The sequence below is a fragment of the Sulfitobacter sp. 1A13421 genome, assembly GCF_043557285.1.
GTDB classification, from domain to species: Bacteria; Pseudomonadota; Alphaproteobacteria; order Rhodobacterales; family Rhodobacteraceae; genus Sulfitobacter; species Sulfitobacter faviae.
In genome coordinates this window covers 207,438-223,499 of record NZ_JBIFFQ010000003.1, presented here as the reverse complement: position 1 = coordinate 223,499, position 16,062 = coordinate 207,438, and the positions used below count along the sequence as shown (strand labels likewise).

General features: G+C 67.1%; 18 protein-coding genes and 1 riboswitch. Of the genes, 17 read left to right on the top strand and 1 reads right to left on the bottom strand.

The genetic code is table 11. The features are described from left to right. Nucleotides 1–113: 113 nt before the first annotated feature. A riboswitch (cobalamin riboswitch) is annotated at nucleotides 114–331 on the top strand. Nucleotides 332–364: 33 nt separating this feature from the next. The 10 genes from ACGYLI_RS07860 to cobJ all read left to right on the top strand — a co-directional run bounded on the left by ACGYLI_RS07860 (nucleotide 365) and on the right by cobJ (nucleotide 9,912). After that, nucleotides 365–535 carry a CbtB-domain containing protein gene (locus tag ACGYLI_RS07860; protein ID WP_082849519.1) on the top strand — a complete coding sequence of 57 codons (171 nt, stop codon included), beginning with the start codon at nucleotides 365–367 and terminating at the stop codon, nucleotides 533–535. 213 nt (nucleotides 536–748) lie between these two features. Continuing rightward, nucleotides 749–1,432, top strand: a complete 684-nt coding sequence (locus ACGYLI_RS07855; RefSeq protein WP_394418598.1) for a CbtA family protein — start codon at nucleotides 749–751, stop codon at nucleotides 1,430–1,432. Between the two features lie 11 nt (nucleotides 1,433–1,443). After that, nucleotides 1,444–1,956: a hypothetical protein gene (locus ACGYLI_RS07850; protein WP_394418596.1), complete on the top strand. Its 513-nt coding sequence runs from the start codon at nucleotides 1,444–1,446 to the stop codon at nucleotides 1,954–1,956. A gap of 72 nt (nucleotides 1,957–2,028) precedes the next feature. After that, entirely contained in the window at nucleotides 2,029–2,403 is a 375-nt protein-coding gene (locus tag ACGYLI_RS07845; RefSeq protein ID WP_067265698.1) for a DUF1636 domain-containing protein, read from the top strand. After that, nucleotides 2,400–3,434 (top strand): cobalamin biosynthesis protein CobW, encoded by a 1,035-nt coding sequence (gene cobW, locus ACGYLI_RS07840; protein WP_271688495.1) that lies wholly within the window; start codon nucleotides 2,400–2,402, stop codon nucleotides 3,432–3,434. Before ACGYLI_RS07845 ends, cobW begins: the two co-directional genes overlap by 4 nt. Before the next feature lie 6 nt (nucleotides 3,435–3,440). Beyond that, complete coding sequence (gene cobN, locus ACGYLI_RS07835) at nucleotides 3,441–6,683, top strand: cobaltochelatase subunit CobN (protein WP_394418594.1); 3,243 nt, start codon at nucleotides 3,441–3,443, stop codon at nucleotides 6,681–6,683. Continuing rightward, nucleotides 6,680–7,828: a precorrin-3B synthase gene (gene cobG / locus ACGYLI_RS07830; protein ID WP_394418592.1), complete on the top strand. Its 1,149-nt coding sequence runs from the start codon at nucleotides 6,680–6,682 to the stop codon at nucleotides 7,826–7,828. Before cobN ends, cobG begins: the two co-directional genes overlap by 4 nt. Further along, nucleotides 7,818–8,447, top strand: coding sequence for a precorrin-8X methylmutase (locus ACGYLI_RS07825; protein ID WP_271688492.1), 630 nt, complete (start codon nucleotides 7,818–7,820; stop codon nucleotides 8,445–8,447). The genes cobG and ACGYLI_RS07825 overlap by 11 nt, the downstream gene beginning before the upstream one ends. 2 nt (nucleotides 8,448–8,449) lie before the next feature. Beyond that, nucleotides 8,450–9,181 carry a precorrin-2 C(20)-methyltransferase gene (gene cobI / locus ACGYLI_RS07820; RefSeq protein WP_394418905.1) on the top strand — a complete coding sequence of 244 codons (732 nt, stop codon included), beginning with the start codon at nucleotides 8,450–8,452 and terminating at the stop codon, nucleotides 9,179–9,181. Then, on the top strand, nucleotides 9,178–9,912 hold the full coding sequence (cobJ, locus tag ACGYLI_RS07815) for a precorrin-3B C(17)-methyltransferase (RefSeq protein ID WP_394418590.1): 735 nt from the start codon (nucleotides 9,178–9,180) through the stop codon (nucleotides 9,910–9,912). Before cobI ends, cobJ begins: the two co-directional genes overlap by 4 nt. On the opposite strand, the gene ACGYLI_RS07810 is transcribed toward cobJ, so the two are convergent. Then, nucleotides 9,888–10,637: a cobalt-precorrin-6A reductase gene (locus ACGYLI_RS07810; RefSeq protein ID WP_394418903.1), complete on the bottom strand. Its 750-nt coding sequence runs from the start codon at nucleotides 10,635–10,637 to the stop codon at nucleotides 9,888–9,890. The genes cobJ and ACGYLI_RS07810 overlap by 25 nt on opposite strands. On the opposite strand from ACGYLI_RS07810, the gene cbiT reads away from it, so the two are divergent. The 7 genes from cbiT to cobF are packed head-to-tail and all read left to right on the top strand — an operon-like array spanning nucleotide 10,636 to nucleotide 16,062. Then, nucleotides 10,636–11,817, top strand: a complete 1,182-nt coding sequence (gene cbiT, locus ACGYLI_RS07805; RefSeq protein ID WP_394418588.1) for a precorrin-6Y C5,15-methyltransferase (decarboxylating) subunit CbiT — start codon at nucleotides 10,636–10,638, stop codon at nucleotides 11,815–11,817. The two genes, ACGYLI_RS07810 and cbiT, sit on opposite strands and share 2 nt — an antisense overlap. Then, nucleotides 11,814–12,182 carry a cobalamin biosynthesis protein gene (locus tag ACGYLI_RS07800; protein WP_271688487.1) on the top strand — a complete coding sequence of 123 codons (369 nt, stop codon included), beginning with the start codon at nucleotides 11,814–11,816 and terminating at the stop codon, nucleotides 12,180–12,182. Before cbiT ends, ACGYLI_RS07800 begins: the two co-directional genes overlap by 4 nt. Nucleotides 12,183–12,187: 5 nt before the next feature. After that, nucleotides 12,188–12,973 carry a precorrin-4 C(11)-methyltransferase gene (gene cobM / locus ACGYLI_RS07795; RefSeq protein ID WP_322328778.1) on the top strand — a complete coding sequence of 262 codons (786 nt, stop codon included), beginning with the start codon at nucleotides 12,188–12,190 and terminating at the stop codon, nucleotides 12,971–12,973. Further along, a complete protein-coding gene (locus tag ACGYLI_RS07790) occupies nucleotides 12,970–14,292 on the top strand; it encodes a cobyrinate a,c-diamide synthase (protein ID WP_394418586.1) in 1,323 nt (440 codons plus the stop codon). The genes cobM and ACGYLI_RS07790 overlap by 4 nt, the downstream gene beginning before the upstream one ends. After that, on the top strand, nucleotides 14,292–15,017 hold the full coding sequence (cobA, locus tag ACGYLI_RS07785) for a uroporphyrinogen-III C-methyltransferase (protein ID WP_394418584.1): 726 nt from the start codon (nucleotides 14,292–14,294) through the stop codon (nucleotides 15,015–15,017). Before ACGYLI_RS07790 ends, cobA begins: the two co-directional genes overlap by 1 nt. Continuing rightward, nucleotides 15,014–15,316: a DUF1636 family protein gene (locus ACGYLI_RS07780; protein ID WP_394418582.1), complete on the top strand. Its 303-nt coding sequence runs from the start codon at nucleotides 15,014–15,016 to the stop codon at nucleotides 15,314–15,316. The genes cobA and ACGYLI_RS07780 overlap by 4 nt, the downstream gene beginning before the upstream one ends. After that, entirely contained in the window at nucleotides 15,313–16,062 is a 750-nt protein-coding gene (gene cobF, locus ACGYLI_RS07775; protein WP_394418580.1) for a precorrin-6A synthase (deacetylating), read from the top strand. The genes ACGYLI_RS07780 and cobF overlap by 4 nt, the downstream gene beginning before the upstream one ends.

Genomic DNA, 16,062 nt, shown 5'->3' with positions numbered 1-16,062 from the left:
TTTGGGTCAACCCGCATACCGGGGGTTGAGCCATATTTATCTACTAAATGCTGTATGCGCCATACGGTTCCGCGAGGTTCGATAAATGCGGCTTGTCAGGAAGGGCCGAAAATGCGTAATTGAAGGTGCTTGGTGTCCCGAAAAGCGCCTTTGGGTGTGGGACCGAAAAGGGAATTCAGTAAGGGGTCGCCAGACCCTGAAGCCGAAGCCGCCCCCGCGACTGTAAGCGGTAAGCCAATGCCCCTCGTGCCACTTGTCCTTTCGGACGGGGAAGGCGGGCAAAGGCCACGACCCGCGAGCCAGGAGACCTGCCAGGCAAATGAAACGCTAGATGCCGTCGGGTGTGACGGTAAGGAGATTGTAGATGACGACGATGATTAAGACCGCCGGTGCCACGCGCAGCAAACTCGTACCGGCGCTGTTTGCCGCCGTATTGGGTGTGGCTCTGATGGCGCTGACCGGCCATGTGCAGGCCGCAGCACTGCATGATGCCGCCCATGACGTGCGCCACGCGACGGGCTTTCCCTGCCACTAAGCGCCGCGTTCGGTATCACTGGGGTCCGGGCTGCCATGCCGCAGTCCGGCTGTCTGTGATTCTGGCTTTCTTTCCATGCCCGCCTCTTGCCGTTTTGCCTGCCTCCGCCCTTGACCGTGTGGGCAGGGCTTTGGCGCATCTTGAGGCTGGCTGATGGCTTGGCCCGCGTTTCGCGCGGCGCTGAGTATCATTTCGCATCTAAGGATCATTGCGATGTTTTCACGTTTTCTGACTTCCGCCCTGTTTGCCGGGGCCTCTGCAGGCCTGTTGACCGGCCTGCTGCAACTCTATTTCGTGCAGCCCGTGCTGCTTCACGCCGAGCTTTATGAGACCGGCGCGCTGGTGCATTTCGGGGCCGACCCCGTCAGCGCGCATCCCGATTTGCCCGGTTTCGATGCCGTCCGCGATGGGTTGAGCCTGATCTTCACCATGCTGACCTATACTGCCTATGCGCTGATCCTTCTGGCCGCGATGAGCCTTGGCGAAGAGCGCGGTGCGGTGATTGATGGCCGCTGGGGCATCCTTTGGGGTGTCGCCGGTTTCGTGGCCTTCCACCTCGCGCCGGGGTTCAGCCTTGCGCCCGAAGTGCCCGGCGTCGCCGCCGCAGACATCACTGCGCGGCAGATCTGGTGGTTCGCCACCGCCGGGGCGGCGCTGGTGGCGCTTTGGCTGCTGGCCTTTGGCAAGGGTTGGGGCGCGTGGATCGGGGCGGCGGTTCTGCTGATGGCCCCGCATGTCATCGGCGCTCCCGAGCCCGAGAGCTTCAGCGGCCCGGTGCCGACCGAGATCGGCGCGCTTTTCGCCGCGCGTGCGCTTGGCATCGGCTTGGCCGCATGGGTGTTGCTGGGCAGTTTCGCCGGGTTCTTTTGGCAACGTGAAGGCGCGCAGAGCGCCTGAGGGAGGTCGAAATGGACAGATCACTGGCGCTTTTCGCCATTGGATTGGTCTTTGGCGGTGGCATCGGTTTTGCCATCGCCGCAAGCAACGGTGTGACCTTCGACGGCCATGACCACGGCGACCCTGCCGCCCATGGCGGCGGCGGGCATACGGCCATGGATCACGGTGGCGCGGATCACGCGCGGATGCACGGCCAGCCCATCGCGCTGGCCGCCGAAGAGGCCCCCAGCCTTGCAATCCGCGTGACCCCCGACCCGATGTCAGGCCACAACCTTTTTGTTGAGACCGAAGGCTTCGCCTTTGCCCCGCAGAATGCCAGCGGCGAAAATCAACCGGGCGAGGGCCATGCCCATGTCTATGTCAACGGTGCCAAGATCGGGCGGCTTTACGGCCCATGGCTGCATCTGGCCGATCTGCCCAAGGGCGAGGTCACGGTAGAGGTCACGCTTAATGCCAATGACCACCGCCCCTTGGCGGTGAACGGTGCGCCGATTACGGCCCGCGAGGTGCTGACGGTTGAATAATCGCACCGCCTCCCCTTTTCATGGCGGGCCGGAGCGCATACCCGGCACGCATAACCCGATGGGACAAGATCAATGAGCGCAACCCTACATGTCTGCATGACCTGCCGCGCCGGTGAGGTGCTGGAGGAAGACGCCCCGCGCCCCGGCGCGCAGCTTCATGCCGCCCTCGACGCCGCAGGCGCGCCAGAGGGCGTGACCATCGTGCCAGTGCAATGTCTTTCCGCCTGTTCGCAAGGGGCCGCCGTGGCGCTGTCTGCGCCGGGCAAATGGTCCTATGTCTATGGCCGCTTGACCAAGGAAGACGCCGCCGACATCCTTGCCGGAGCCGCCGCCTATGCCGCCACCCAAGACGGGCTGGTGCCATGGCGCGAACGCCCGGTCATCTTTCGCAAGCAAAGCCTTGCGCGTATCCCCCCTTTGACCCTGCCGCAGGAGCCTACCGCATGAGCGATCTCGCCAAAATTCCCGTTACCGTCATCACCGGCTTTCTCGGCGCGGGCAAGACCACGTTGATCCGCCACCTGATGACCAATGCAGGCGGGCGTCGCCTTGCCGTTCTGGTCAATGAATTCGGCACCGTGGGGGTGGATGGGGACATCCTGAAATCCTGCGCCATCGACGACTGCCCGGCGGAGAATATCGTCGAGCTGGCCAATGGCTGCATCTGTTGCACCGTGGCGGATGACTTCATTCCCACCATCGAAGCGTTGATGGCCCTGCCCACGCGCCCCGATCACATCCTGATTGAAACCTCTGGGCTGGCCCTGCCAAAACCGCTCTTGAAAGCCTTCGACTGGCCCGCGATCCGGTCCAAGATCACCGTCGACGGCGTCATCGCGCTGGCCGATGCCGAGGCCGTGGCGGCGGGCACTTTCGCCGCCGATGTCGCCGCCGTGGACGCGCAGCGTCTGGCCGACGACAGCCTCGACCACGAAACGCCGCTCTCCGAAGTGTTCGAAGATCAGATTTCCTGCGCCGATATCGTGCTGATGTCCAAAGCCGATCTCGCCGGTCCCGATGGCCTCGCCAAAGCCCGCAAGGTGATCGAAGAGGAAAGCCCGCGTGAAATTCCGATCCTTGAGATGACCGAAGGGGTGATCGACCCCAAGGTGGTGCTCGGCCTCAACGCCGCCGCCGAAGACGACCTCGCCGCGCGCCCCTCGCATCATGACGGTCATGACGATCACGAGCATGACGATTTCGAAACCGTGGTGATCCCGATGCCGGAAGTATCGGATGTCGATGCGCTGGTGGCCTCGATCGAACGGCTCGCGCGTGAGCAGAACATCCTGCGCGTGAAGGGCTATGTCGCGGTCGAGGGCAAGCCGATGCGCCTGTTGGTGCAGGCCGTGGGCGCGCGGGTGCGTCAGCAGTTCGACCGTCCTTGGGGCAGCGACACGCGCGCCGGGCATCTGGTGGTGATCGCCGAGCATGACGACATCGACCTCGCCAAAATCCGCGAGACTTTGGGAGCCTGATCGCCCATGCATGTCGTCTTTCGCGAAAGCCACGGGTTGGAGGATACCGACACCCCCTATGATCCGGGGCAAACCCCCGCCGATCTGGTGGTGCTGTCGTTTTCGGACAGTGACCTCGGCGCTTTCGCGGCAGGCTGGCATCGCGGCGGCGGCAAGGAGGGCAAGCTGCCCTCGCTGCGGCTGTGCAACCTGGTGGCGCTGCGGCACCCTGCGTCGGTCGACAACTACATCGAACAGACGCTGACCGGGGCCAAGGGCATTCTGATCCGCCTCATTGGGGGGGAGAATTACTGGCCCTACGGCATCTTGCAGGTCCAAGACTTCGCCCGCCGCCATGACATCGCGCTGGCCATCTTGCCCGCCGATGGGCGCGAGGATCCGGGGCTCGACGCGCATTCGACTTTGCCGGTTTCCACGCTGCGCCGTCTTGCGCATCTTTGTGATGCGGGCGGGCCGGTGGCGGCGCAGGCCGCGCTGGCGCAGATGGCGCTGGCGGCGGGCTTTTACGCCGGGCCGGTCATGGGCACGAAAACGGTGCCCGATTGCGGCTATTACGACCCCGATCAAGGGGTGCTCCCCCTCGCCGACGCGGCGGGGGAGACTGTCGCGGTTACCTTTTACCGCAGCTATCTTCTGGCCGCCGATACCGCGCCTGTCGATGCGCTGATCCGGGCGTTGCGGGCGGCGGGGCTGAACGCGATCGGGCTTTTCGTGCCCTCGCTCAAATCCGATCCCGCGCGGGGCTTTCTGGACGATGCCTTGGCGGCGATGAAACCCGTGGCCATCGTCAACGCCACCGCCTTTTCGGGGCGCGGGGATGATGGCAGCTCCCCGCTCGACGCGCCGGGCTGCCCGGTGTTTCAGGTGGCCCTCTCCACCGCGCGGCGGCGCGATTGGGACGAGAGCGAGCGCGGCCTTTCCCCCGCCGATCTGGCGATGCATGTGGTCTTGCCCGAGGTCGATGGCCGCATCTTCGGTGGCGTCGTCAGTTTCAAGAGCCCCGGAAAGCGCGACCCCGATCTGCAATACTCCCGCTTTGCCCACCGCGCCGAAGAGGCGCGGATCGAGGCTGTCGTCGCCCGTGTGCTGGGCTGGCATCGGCTGGCGCAGACCCCGGCGGCCACACGCAAGCTGGCACTGGTGCTCTCGACCTATCCGGGGCGGGACGATCAGCTGGCCCATGCGGTCGGCCTTGATGCGCTGGCCAGCGTCGAAGACATGTTGATGCGGCTGGCGGGCGAGGGCTATAGCGTCACGCCGCAGATCGGCTTTGGCCGCAGCCTGACCGAGCAGCGCATCACTTGGCCGTTGGCTGACTACCGTGCCGCTCTGGCCAGCCTGTCGCAGGCGCTGCGCGATGACCTCGCGCAGGCATGGGGGCAGGCTGAGGATGACCCGCTGGCTCAGGACGGCGCCTTTCACTTCGCGGCCCAAACCTGCGGCAACGCGCTGGTCGCGCTGCAACCCGAACGCGGCGATCTGACGGACCGCGAAGAGAGCTATCACGACCTCGCCCGCACCCCGCGGCATTCCTATGTGGCGTTTTACCTCTGGCTGCGCGCTCAGGGGCATCACGCGCTGGTGCACATCGGCGCGCATGGCACGCTGGAATGGCTGCCGGGCAAGGCCGTGGCTCTGTCGGACGACTGTTGGCCCGAGGCGCTGACCGGTGATCTACCGGTGATCTATCCGTTTATCGTCAACGATCCCGGCGAAGCGGCACAGGCCAAGCGGCGCATCGGAGCGGTGACGCTCGGCCATCTGCCGCCCCCGCTGAAAGACAGTGAAACACCCGATGGGCTGTTGCGGCTGGAACGGCTGCTGGACGAATATTCCACCGCCGACGGGCTCGACCCCGCGCGCCGCGACCGGCTGGTCGACACGATCCGCGCCGAGGCGCAGGCGGCGGGGGTGGAAGATGATCTTGGCCTCGACGCCGCCAGTTCCTCGGCCGAGGCGCTGACCCGGATCGACGCCTTTGTTTGCGACATCAAGGAAAGCCAATACGGCGATGGTCTGCACGTCTTTGGCGCGGGGGCGGGCGAATGGGACGGGCTGCTGACCGCGCTGGCGGGACGGCGCGTCACCTCCGGGCCTTCCGGCTCGCCCTATCGCGGGCGGTCTGATGTGCTGCCGACGGGGCGCAACCTCTATGCCGTCGATCCGCGCGGGGTGCCCAGCCGGGCCGCCCATGCGCAGGGGGTGAAACTGGCCGAGGAACTGCTCAGGCGGCATCTGCAAGACAATGGCGACTGGCCGCGCGGGCTGGTGATCGACCTTTGGGGCTCGGCCACCATGCGCACGGCGGGCGAAGAGGTCGCCATGGCGATGCATCTCGCCGGGATCGCGCCGAAATGGGATGAGGGCAGTGAGCGGGTTTCGGGCTTTGAGGTGATCCCGCTGACCCTGCTGGACCGTCCGCGCATCGACGTGACCCTGCGCATCTCGGGCCTGTTCCGCGATGTCTTTCCCGGCCTCGCGCAGCTTTTCGAAGCGGGGGCGGCGGCATTGGCCGAACGCGAAGAAGCGCCGGATATGAACCCCTATCTCACCCGCACCCCCCGTGTCTTTGGCCCCAAGCCGGGCCTTTACGGCGTGAATATGGAAGCGGCCTTGCAAGACTATTCCGACGCCGGTCGCGCCGCGGCGGGCGAGGCGTGGCTCGCGGGGTCGGAATGGGCGATCAACGCCCAAGGCGAGGCGCATCAGGACCGCGCCGCGCTGGAGGCGCAGTTGCAGCGCGCCGATGGGTTTGCTCATGTGCAGGACTTGGCCGAAAGCGATATCCTGCTCGCCTCGGACTATGCCAGCCACGAAGGCGGCTTTGCCGCCGCGATGGCGCATCTGGGTGCGCAGAAACCGGCGATGTACCACCTCGACCACACCCGCGCAGGCAGCCCGCGCGCGCGCTCTATGCCCGAAGAAATCGCCCGCGTCGTCCGCGCCCGTGCGGCCAATCCCGGCTGGGCCAGCGGCATGATGCGCCATGGTTTCCGCGGCGCGGCAGAGGTGGCAGCGACACTCGACAACCTTGCTGCCTTTGCGCATCTGACGCGCGAGGTGCCTGCGCATCTCTTCGACCTTTATTTCGATGCCACGCTCGGGCGCGATGATCTCGTTGCCTTTATGGAGGCCGAGAACCCCGCGGCCTTGCAAGCCATGCGCGACCGTTTTGCGGCGCTGCGCGAGTCCGGCCTCTGGCTGACCCGCCGCAACTCGATCTCGGCCACGTTGGACGGGGTGACGTGAGCGCGGCCCCGGCGATCAAGGGCTGGTGCCCCGGTGCGTTGCGCCCGATGCTCTCGGGCGATGGGCTGGTGGTGCGTCTGCGGGTGCCGCAGGGGCGCTTGACCCCGGCCCAAGCCCGCGGCGTGGCAGGGCTGGCCGCGCGCTATGGCAATGGCATGCTCGACCTGTCGAACCGGGGCAATCTGCAACTGCGCGGCGTCGATCCCGCGCGGCACGAAGGTCTGATCGACGCGCTGCGCGCGCTGGCGCTGATCGACGTGGATGAGCGGACGGAGCGGCGGCGCAACATCATGGTCAGCCCCTTTTGGCAGGCGGGCGATGATACGGATTTCCTTTGCCAAGCCCTCTCTGCCGCCGCGCAGGCCCATGCGCTGCCGGATGTCTCCGCCAAATTCGGTTATGCGGTGGACGCGGGGCCGCAGCCGGTGTTGCAGGCCGATCCCGCCGACATCCGGTTCGAGCGGTCGGCGGAGGGGCAACTGCTACTCTGCATCGAAGGGGCGCCGCGGGGCAAACCCGTAACCCGCGCGACTGCGGTGGCCGAGGCCATCGCGCTGGCCGAATGGGTGCGCGCGCAGGGGGTGACCCGTGCCGCGCGCGCCATGGCCACGGGGGCACCGCTTCCCGCAGGTTTTGATTGCCCACGGCAGATAGGGCAGGGCGCACCTGCCCCCGGCCTCTACCCAGCCGGGGCGCTTGTCGCCTGTGCTTTCGGGCAGATGGAGGCCGAGACGCTTGCGGCGCTCGCCGAGCTTGGCCCGCTCCGCCTGACCCCGTGGCGGCGGCTGCTGATCGAAGGTGCCCCGCGGTTGCCTGATCTGTCCGGTCTCATCACCGCCGCCGATGACCCGCTGTTGCGCGTCGTTGCCTGTATCGGCGCGCCGGGCTGTGCACAGGGCCGGGGTGAGACGCGCGGGCTGGCCCGGCGCCTTGCCGCCGTGGTGCCGAAGGGGCAACGCCTGCATGTCTCCGGCTGCGCCAAGGGCTGCGCCGCGCCGCGCGCTACCGACCTCACCCTGACCGCCACCGCGCCAGAGCGCTATGACCTCATCCACGATGGCCGCGCCGATGCCATCCCTGATCTGCGCGGGCTGACCCCCGCCGACATCGCCTCTCACCTTAGAAAGTCCGCCGATGCCCCATAGCTATATCACCGACGGTGCCGAGATTTACCGCCAGTCCTTTGCCACCATCCGCGCCGAAGCGGCGCTGGCGCGGTTCACCCCCGAGGAAGAGATCGTCGCCGTGCGCATGATCCACGCCGCGGGCATGGTGGGACTGGAGGAACACATCCGCTTTTCCGAAGGCATGGCCGTGGCCGCGCGGGCGGCGCTGGAAGACGGTGCGCCGATCCTCTGCGACGCCTATATGGTCAGCGAAGGCATCACCCGCAAACGGCTGCCGCGCGAGAATGAGGTGATCTGCACCCTGCGCGACCCCTCGGTGCCGGATTTGGCCGCGAAGATGAGCAACACACGCTCTGCCGCCGCGCTGGAACTGTGGCGGCCCCATCTGCAAGGTGCTGTGGTGGCCATCGGCAATGCGCCCACGGCGCTGTTTCACCTGCTCAACATGCTCGAAGACCCCGATTGCCCGCGCCCGGCGGCGATCATCGGCTGTCCGGTGGGCTTCATCGGCGCGGCGGAATCGAAAGAAGCCTTGATGCAAGATTTGCCCGTGCCTTCGATGATTGTGCAGGGGCGTTTGGGCGGCTCGGCGATCACCGTGGCGGCGGTGAACGCGCTGGCAAGCAGGGTGGAATGACGATGGGCAAGGTAATCTGCGCGGGCCTTGGCCCCGGCGACCCCGAGCTGATGAGCGTGAAATCCGACCGTGCCATTCGCGGCGCGCGGCATCTGGCCTATTTTCGCAAGAAAGGCCGCGCGGGCCAAGCACGCCGGATCGTTGAGGGGATGCTGCGCGACGACGTCATCGAATATGCGATGGAATATCCCGTCACCACCGAGTTGCGCTTTGATTCGCCCGAGTATCGCGCCCAGATGGTCGCATTTTACGAGGAATGGGCCGACCGGCTAGAAGCCTTGGCGCAGGATCACGAGGTCGTCGTGCTCTGCGAAGGTGATCCTTTCTTCTACGGCTCTTTCATGCATCTGCACACCCGGCTTCAGGGCCGCGCCGAGGTTGAGGTGCTGCCCGCGATCCCCGGCATGGTGGGCTGCTGGAACGCGCTGGATACCCCCTTCACTTGGGGCGATGACGTGGTGACCGTGCTGATGGGCACGCTGCCCGAGGCCGAGTTGACCGACCACATGAAACGCGCCGATGCGCTGGTGGTGATGAAGACGGGCCGCAACCTGCCCAGCGTGCGCCGCGCGCTGGCGGCGGCGGGCAAGTTGGAGGACGCTTGGCTGGTCGAACGCGGCACCATGCCCGACCAGCGGGTGGCGAGGCTTTCTGACGTGGCGGATGACGACTGCCCCTATTTCGCGATCGTCTTGGTCCATGGTCAAGGCCGCAGACCGGAGGCGGAGACATGAGCGGCATCCTTCATATCGCGGGCCTCGGCCCCGGCGACGATGCGCTTGTCACGCCCGAGGTGACCGAGGCCTTGGCGCAGGCCACTGACGTTATCGGCTATATCCCTTACGTCGCCCGCGTTGCCCCGCGCGACGGGCTGACCCTGCACCCCAGCGACAACCGGGTGGAGTTGGACCGGGCGACCCATGCGCTGCAACTGGCGCAGGCGGGCGCGCGGGTGGTGGTGGTGTCTTCGGGCGATCCGGGTGTCTTTGCCATGGCCTCAGCCGTGTTCGAGGCGGTGGAGCGGGATCCGGCGTTTGAAAGCGTCGACATCCGCGTGCTGCCCGGCATCACGGCGATGCTGGCGGCGGCGGCGCGGCTTGGGGCGCCCTTGGGCCATGATTTCTGCGCGATCAACCTCAGCGACAACCTTAAGCCCTGGGCGATGGTGGAGCACCGTTTGCGGATGGCCGCGCGGGCGGATTTCGCCATGGCCTTCTACAACCCCCGCAGCAAATCCCGCCTGCACCAATTCGCCGAGGCGTTGGACATCCTGCGCGCCGAATGCGGGCCGGACCGGCTGATCACCTTCGCCCGCGCCGTGACCACATCCGAAGAGGCGTTCAACACCGTCACATTGGGCGAGGCGACGCCCGAGATGGCAGATATGCGCACCGTGGTGATCGTCGGCAATTCCGCGACGCGGCGGGTCGGGCGCTATGTCTATACGCCGCGCAGCGCGGTATGATGTAGCCAATGCATCACCTCGGTCACATCATTGGCGGCCACCTCGCCCGGCAGTTTCGGCCGCTCGGCCAAGATCACCGGCAGGCCAAGGCTGCGGGCTGCATCCAGCTTGGCCCGCGCGCCGGAGCCTCCGGCGTTCTTGGCGACCACATGGGTGATCGCATGGGTCTGCATCAGCGCGGTATCGCCCGCCACGTCGAAGGGCCCGCGCGCCAACACGACCGTCGCCCGCGGCAGCGGCAGCGGGCCGCGTGGCGGATCGACGAGGCGCAGGAGGTAGCGGTGCTGCGGTTTCGCGGCGAAAAGCGCCAGTTGCTGCTTGCCGATGGCCAGAAACACCCGCGCCGGGCTGTCGGGCAGGGCGGCGGGCAGCGCGGTGAGGTCGGGCACGAAGGTCCAGTTGTCCCCCTCCTGCGGCTCCCACGCGGGGCGCTCGAACCGCACCAGCGGCAGGTCCTGCCGGGCGCAGGCGACAAAGGCATTGTTGCTCATCCCCGCGGCGAAGGGATGGGTGGCGTCGACGACATGGGTGATCGCTTCGGCTTCGAGATAGGCCACCAGCCCCGCCACGCCCCCGAAGCCGCCGACGCGGGTGGGCAGGGGCTGGGCCACGGGGCTGTCGGTGCGTCCGGCATAGGAAAACACCGCGTCGATTCCAGCTTTGGCCAAGGCGCGGGCCAAGGCGCTGGCTTCGGTGGTGCCACCCAAAAGAAGGACGCGCATGATGGGTGATCCTTGGCTCAGCATCATCGGAATGCCCGACGATAGCGCGGATGCCTTGCCCGCGGCAAGCCGCGCGGCGCTGGCAGAGGCCGAGGTGATCTTTGGCGGGCCGCGTCATCTGGAGCGGGCAGGCGCAGGCGCGCGCGGGCGGGCTTGGCCGGTGCCTTTCTCGGTCGAGCCGGTGTTGGCCGAGCGCGGCAAGCGCGTGGTGATGCTGGTGTCGGGCGATCCCTTCTGGTTCGGCGCGGGCGGCAGCATCGTCGGCGCGTTGCAGCCCGACGAATGGCACAGCCTGCCCGCGCCCTCGACCTTCTCGCTGGTGGCCAATGCGCTTGGCTGGCGGTTGGAGGAGGTCACCTGCCATGGGCTTCACGCCGCACCGCTGGCGCAGTTGCGCGGTGCCCTGCGTCCCAAGGGGCGGATGATCTGTCTGCTGCGCGATGGGGAGGCCCCGGCGACGCTGGCGGAGTTTCTTTGCACACAGGGCGCAGGCGCGGCCACGCTGTATGTGGCCGAACGGCTGGGCGGCCCCGATGCGCGGGTGCGGGCGGTGCGGGCGGATGGCTTTGATCTGACGGATGTGCAAGCGCCGGTGGCGGTCGGGGTGGAATTGCCCAAGGGCATCGGCCTGCCGCGCACCCCCGGCCTGTCGGATGACCATTTTGCCAGCGACGGCCAAATCACCAAGGCGCCGGTGCGGGCGCTGACGCTGTCGGCCCTCGCCCCCCGGCCCGGCGAGTTGCTGTGGGACATCGGCGCGGGCAGCGGCTCGGTCTCGGTCGAGTTCTGTCTCGCCGGTGGGCGCGCCATCGCCTTTGAGCAACACGCGGCGCGGATCGAGAATATCACCCGTAACATCGCAGATTTCGGCCTGAACGCGCGTATGCAAACAATTCATGGCCGCGCGCCGGAGGGCTGGGCGGGGCACCCTCTGCCTGACGTGGTCTTTGTCGGCGGCGGCGGGAACGCGGCGCTTTACGATGCCCTCCTGCCTGCGCTACCAGCGGGCACGCGGCTGGTCGCCAACGGTGTGACGCTGGAAACCGAAGCGCTTTTGGCGCAGTTGCAAGCGGAGCATGGCGGTAACCTGTTGCGGATCGAACTGGCGCAGGCCGCACCTTTGGGCCGGATGCGCGGCTGGCAGCCGCTGCGGCCCGTGGTACAATGGAGCGTGACACTATGAGGATGGCCGGGATCGGATTTCGGGGCGCGGCAAGCGTGGCGTCATTGCGCGACGCGCTGGAGCGGGCCAACCCCGATGGCACCAAGATCGACGCGTTGGTGACCGAAGCCGCCAAGGCCCGCGCCACCGTCTTCCGCGAGTTCGCGCAAGAGTTGGGCGTGCCGGGGCTGGGCATCACCACCGAAGACTTGGCCCGCATGATAACCCCCACGCAATCGGCCCGGATCGAAGACCGTTTCGGCACCGGCTCCCTGTCCGAGGCCGCCGCATTGGCCGCCGCCGGGCCGGGGGCGGTATTGGTTGCCGAACGCGTCGTTTCGGGCGATGCCATGGCCACCGCGGCGATTGCCGAGAGGAAAGGATAGATACCGTGACTGTACATTTCATCGGGGCCGGGCCGGGGGCGGCGGATCTCATCACCCTGCGCGGACGCGACCTGATCGCGGCCTGCCCGGTCTGCCTCTATGCCGGGTCGCTGGTGCCCGAGGCGTTGCTGAGCCACTGCCCCGAAGGGGCGCGGATCGTCAACACCGCGCGGCTGTCGTTGGATGACATCATGGAGGAAATCGCCGCCGCCGATGCCGCAGGCCATGACGTGGCGCGGCTGCATTCGGGCGACCTGTCGGTCTGGTCGGCGATGGGCGAACAGCTGCGCCGCTTGCGCGAGATGGGCATCGCCTATGACGTGACGCCCGGGGTGCCATCCTTTGCCGCCGCCGCCGCGGAACTGGGGGCCGAGTTGACCCTGCCGGGCGTGGCGCAATCGGTGATCCTGACCCGCACCTCGGGCCGCGCCACGGCGATGCCCGAAGGCGAGACGCTGGCCAATTTCGCCCGCACCGGGGCGACGCTGGCCATCCACCTGTCGGTGCATGTGCTTGATAAAGTCGTCGAAGAACTGACCCCGCATTACGGTGCCGATTGCCCCGTCGCCGTGGTCTGGCGTGCAAGCTGGCCCGATCAGCGCATCGTCAAGGCAACGCTTGCGACCCTGCGCACCGAGGTGGGCGAAGAGATGGCCCGCACCGCGTTGATCCTCGTAGGCCATGCCATTGGCGCCGAAGATTTCGGTGAAAGCCGCCTGTACGCCGCCGACTATGACCGCCGTTTCCGCCCCGTCGGGGCCGAGCCGCGCTTTCCGGAGACTTCCTCATGATCCCGCCCGGCCTGCTGATCTCCGCCCCGGCCTCCGGCACCGGCAAGACAACCCTCATGCTGGGGCTGTTGGCCGCGCTGCGCGCCGAAGGTGTCGCGGTGCAGCCGTTCAAAAGCGGCCCTGATTACATCGACCCTGCCTTTCACACGGCGGCCTCGGGCCGGGCGTCTTTCAACCTCGACAGTTGGTCGATGGACCGCGCGCGGATCGAAGGGCTGGTCGGCAATGCCGATGGGGCCGAGTTGATCCTCGGCGAAGGGTCGATGGGGCTGTTTGACGGGGTGGCCAAACCGGGGGCCTGCGGCAATGGCGCCAGCGCCGATGTCGCGGCGCTGATGGGCTGGCCGGTGGTGCTGGTGCTCGACGTATCGGGGGCGGCGCAATCGGTGGCGGCCACGGCGCTCGGCTTTCGCGAGATGCGGCCCGATGTGGAACTGGCGGGCGTGGTGTTGAACCGCGTCGCCTCCCCCCGGCATGAGACGCTGGTGCGCGCGGGGATGGAGGCTGTCGGGATCAAAGTCTTCGGCGCGCTGCCGCGCCGGGTGGAGATCGAAATGCCCGAGCGTCACCTCGGGCTGGTGCAGGCCGGAGAGCAGGAAAACCTGCCCGATCTGTTGGGGCAGGCGGCGGCATTCGTCGCGGCCCATGTCGATGTCCCCGCCCTGCGGGCCGCCGCGCGGGGCACGTTGCAGAACCCACCCGCACCGGCGCAGATCACCCCGCCCGGACAGCACATTGCGCTGGCGCAGGACAACGCGTTTGCCTTTGTCTATCCGCACCTTTTAGCCGGATGGCGCGCAGCAGGGGCCGAGATTTTGCCCTTCTCCCCGCTGGCGGATGAAGCCCCCGATGACAGCGCCGATTGCTGCTGGCTGCCCGGCGGCTATCCTGAGCTTCATGCGGGCAAACTCGCCGCCGCCGCGCATTTCCGCAAAGGATTGCGCGCCTTTGCCGAGACCCGCCCCGTGCACGGCGAATGCGGGGGCTATATGGCGATGGGCGCGGGCCTCATCGACAAAGAGGGCGCCCGGCACGAGATGGCGGGGCTTTTGGGGCTGGAGACCTCTTTCGCCAAACGCAAGATGCATCTGGGCTACCGTCAAGCCGATCTCAACGCGCCGATCCCCGGCCATTCCGCACGGGCCGAATTGCGCGGGCATGAGTTCCACTATGCCACGATCCTTGCAGAGCCGGATGCTCCGCTGGCCCGGATCACCGATGCCAATGATCTTGAAGTGCCCGAGACCGGCTCGGTCCGCGATTTCGCGGGGGGCGGGCGTGCCACGGGCACCTTCTTTCACATGATCGCGGCGCTGTGATGGGGGGCTTTGTTTCCTTCGTCTCCTCCGGCCCCGGCGACCCGGAGCTCTTGACCGTCAAGGCCGTGGCGCGGTTGCAGGCGGCGGATGTGGTGCTCTTCGATGACCTCAGCGCAGGCCCGATTTTAGAGCACGCGCGGCCCGATGCGGACCTGATCGGGGTCGGCAAACGGGCCGGGCGCGCCTCGCCCAAGCAAGACCATGTAAGCCGGGTTCTGGTCGATCATGCGGAAGCCGGGCTGAAGGTCGTGCGGTTGAAATCCGGTGACAGCGGCATGTTCGGACGGCTGGAGGAAGAGATCATCGCCCTGCGCGCGGCGGATATCCCTTTCGAGATCGTGCCGGGTGTGACCGCCGCCTCTGCCGCCGCCGCCACCGCGGGCATCCCGCTGACCCGCCGCATGACGGCGCGGCGGGTGCAATTCATCACCGGCGCGGATGTGACCGGCGAATTGCCGCGCGACGTGAACATGGCCGCCTTGGCCGATCCGATGGCGACCACCGTGGTCTATATGGGCAAACGCACCTTTGCGGGCCTTGCCGCACGATTGGTCGAACACGGGCTCCCCGGCAGCACGCCCGCGCTGCTGGCCGAGGCGGTCTCGACCCCGGCGGAGAAGGTGCAGCGCTTCACGATCGAAACGTTGGCACGCCATCTGGAAAGCACCAGCAGCACCACGCCCGCGCTGATCTTTTACGGACCATTGGCCGAGTTCGAGACGTGAAGGCGTTTGTCTGCACCTCCTGCACCGCCGATGGCGGCTTTCTGGATGTGGTCCGCGCGGGTCTGTCCGAGGTGGAGGTCGGAGGCATCGACTGTATGTCAGGCTGCACGCGGGCGCAGACCATCGCCTTTCGCGCGCCGGGCAAGGTGGCCTATCTGTTTGGAGAGATCACCGAGGCGGATATGGATGACCTGCGCCGTTTCGTGATGCTCTACCGCGCGTCGCCGGATGGCAAATTTCCTGATGCGCGGGTGCTCGGCGGGCTGCGGTTGAAAGCGATTGCGAGGATACCGGGATGAGCGCGCTTGAACTCACTTTGATCGGCATCGGCACCGGCAACCCTGAGCATCTGACCCTGCAAGCGATCCGGGCGATGAACGCGCAAGACCTGATCTTGATCCCGCAAAAGGGCGCGGGCAAGGATGATCTGGCGGGGCTGCGGCGGAGCATCTGCGACGAGGTGTTGACCAATGAGGCGGTGCAGGTCGTCGGCTTCGATCTGCCCGTGCGCGACCCGGCGATCGAGGATTACCGCGCCCGTGTCGACCACTGGCATGATGCGATTGCCGAGGCATGGCGCGGGGCGATGGCCCAGCATCCGACCGCCCGGCGGGTGGCGCTGCTGGTCTGGGGCGACCCGTCGCTTTATGACAGCACCCTGCGCATCGCCGCGCGGCTGGAACCTGCGCCCCGCATCACCGTGATCCCCGGCATCACCTCATTGCAAGGGCTGACGGCGGCTCATGCGATACCGCTGAATGAAATCGGCGCGCCCTTCATGGTGACCACCGGGCGGCAGTTGCGCGATCACGGCTGGCCGGAAGGGGTCGATACGCTGGTGATCATGCTTGATGGCGATTGCGCCTTTCAGACCTTGCCGCCTGCGGGGGTGACGATCTGGTGGGGCGCCTACGTTGGCATGGCCGAAGAGATCATCCGCCATGGCCCGTTGGCCGAGGTGGCCGAAGACATCATTGCCACCCGTGCCGCCGCCCGCGCGGCGCATGGTTGGATCATGGACATCTACCTTCTGCGGCGCGGCTGA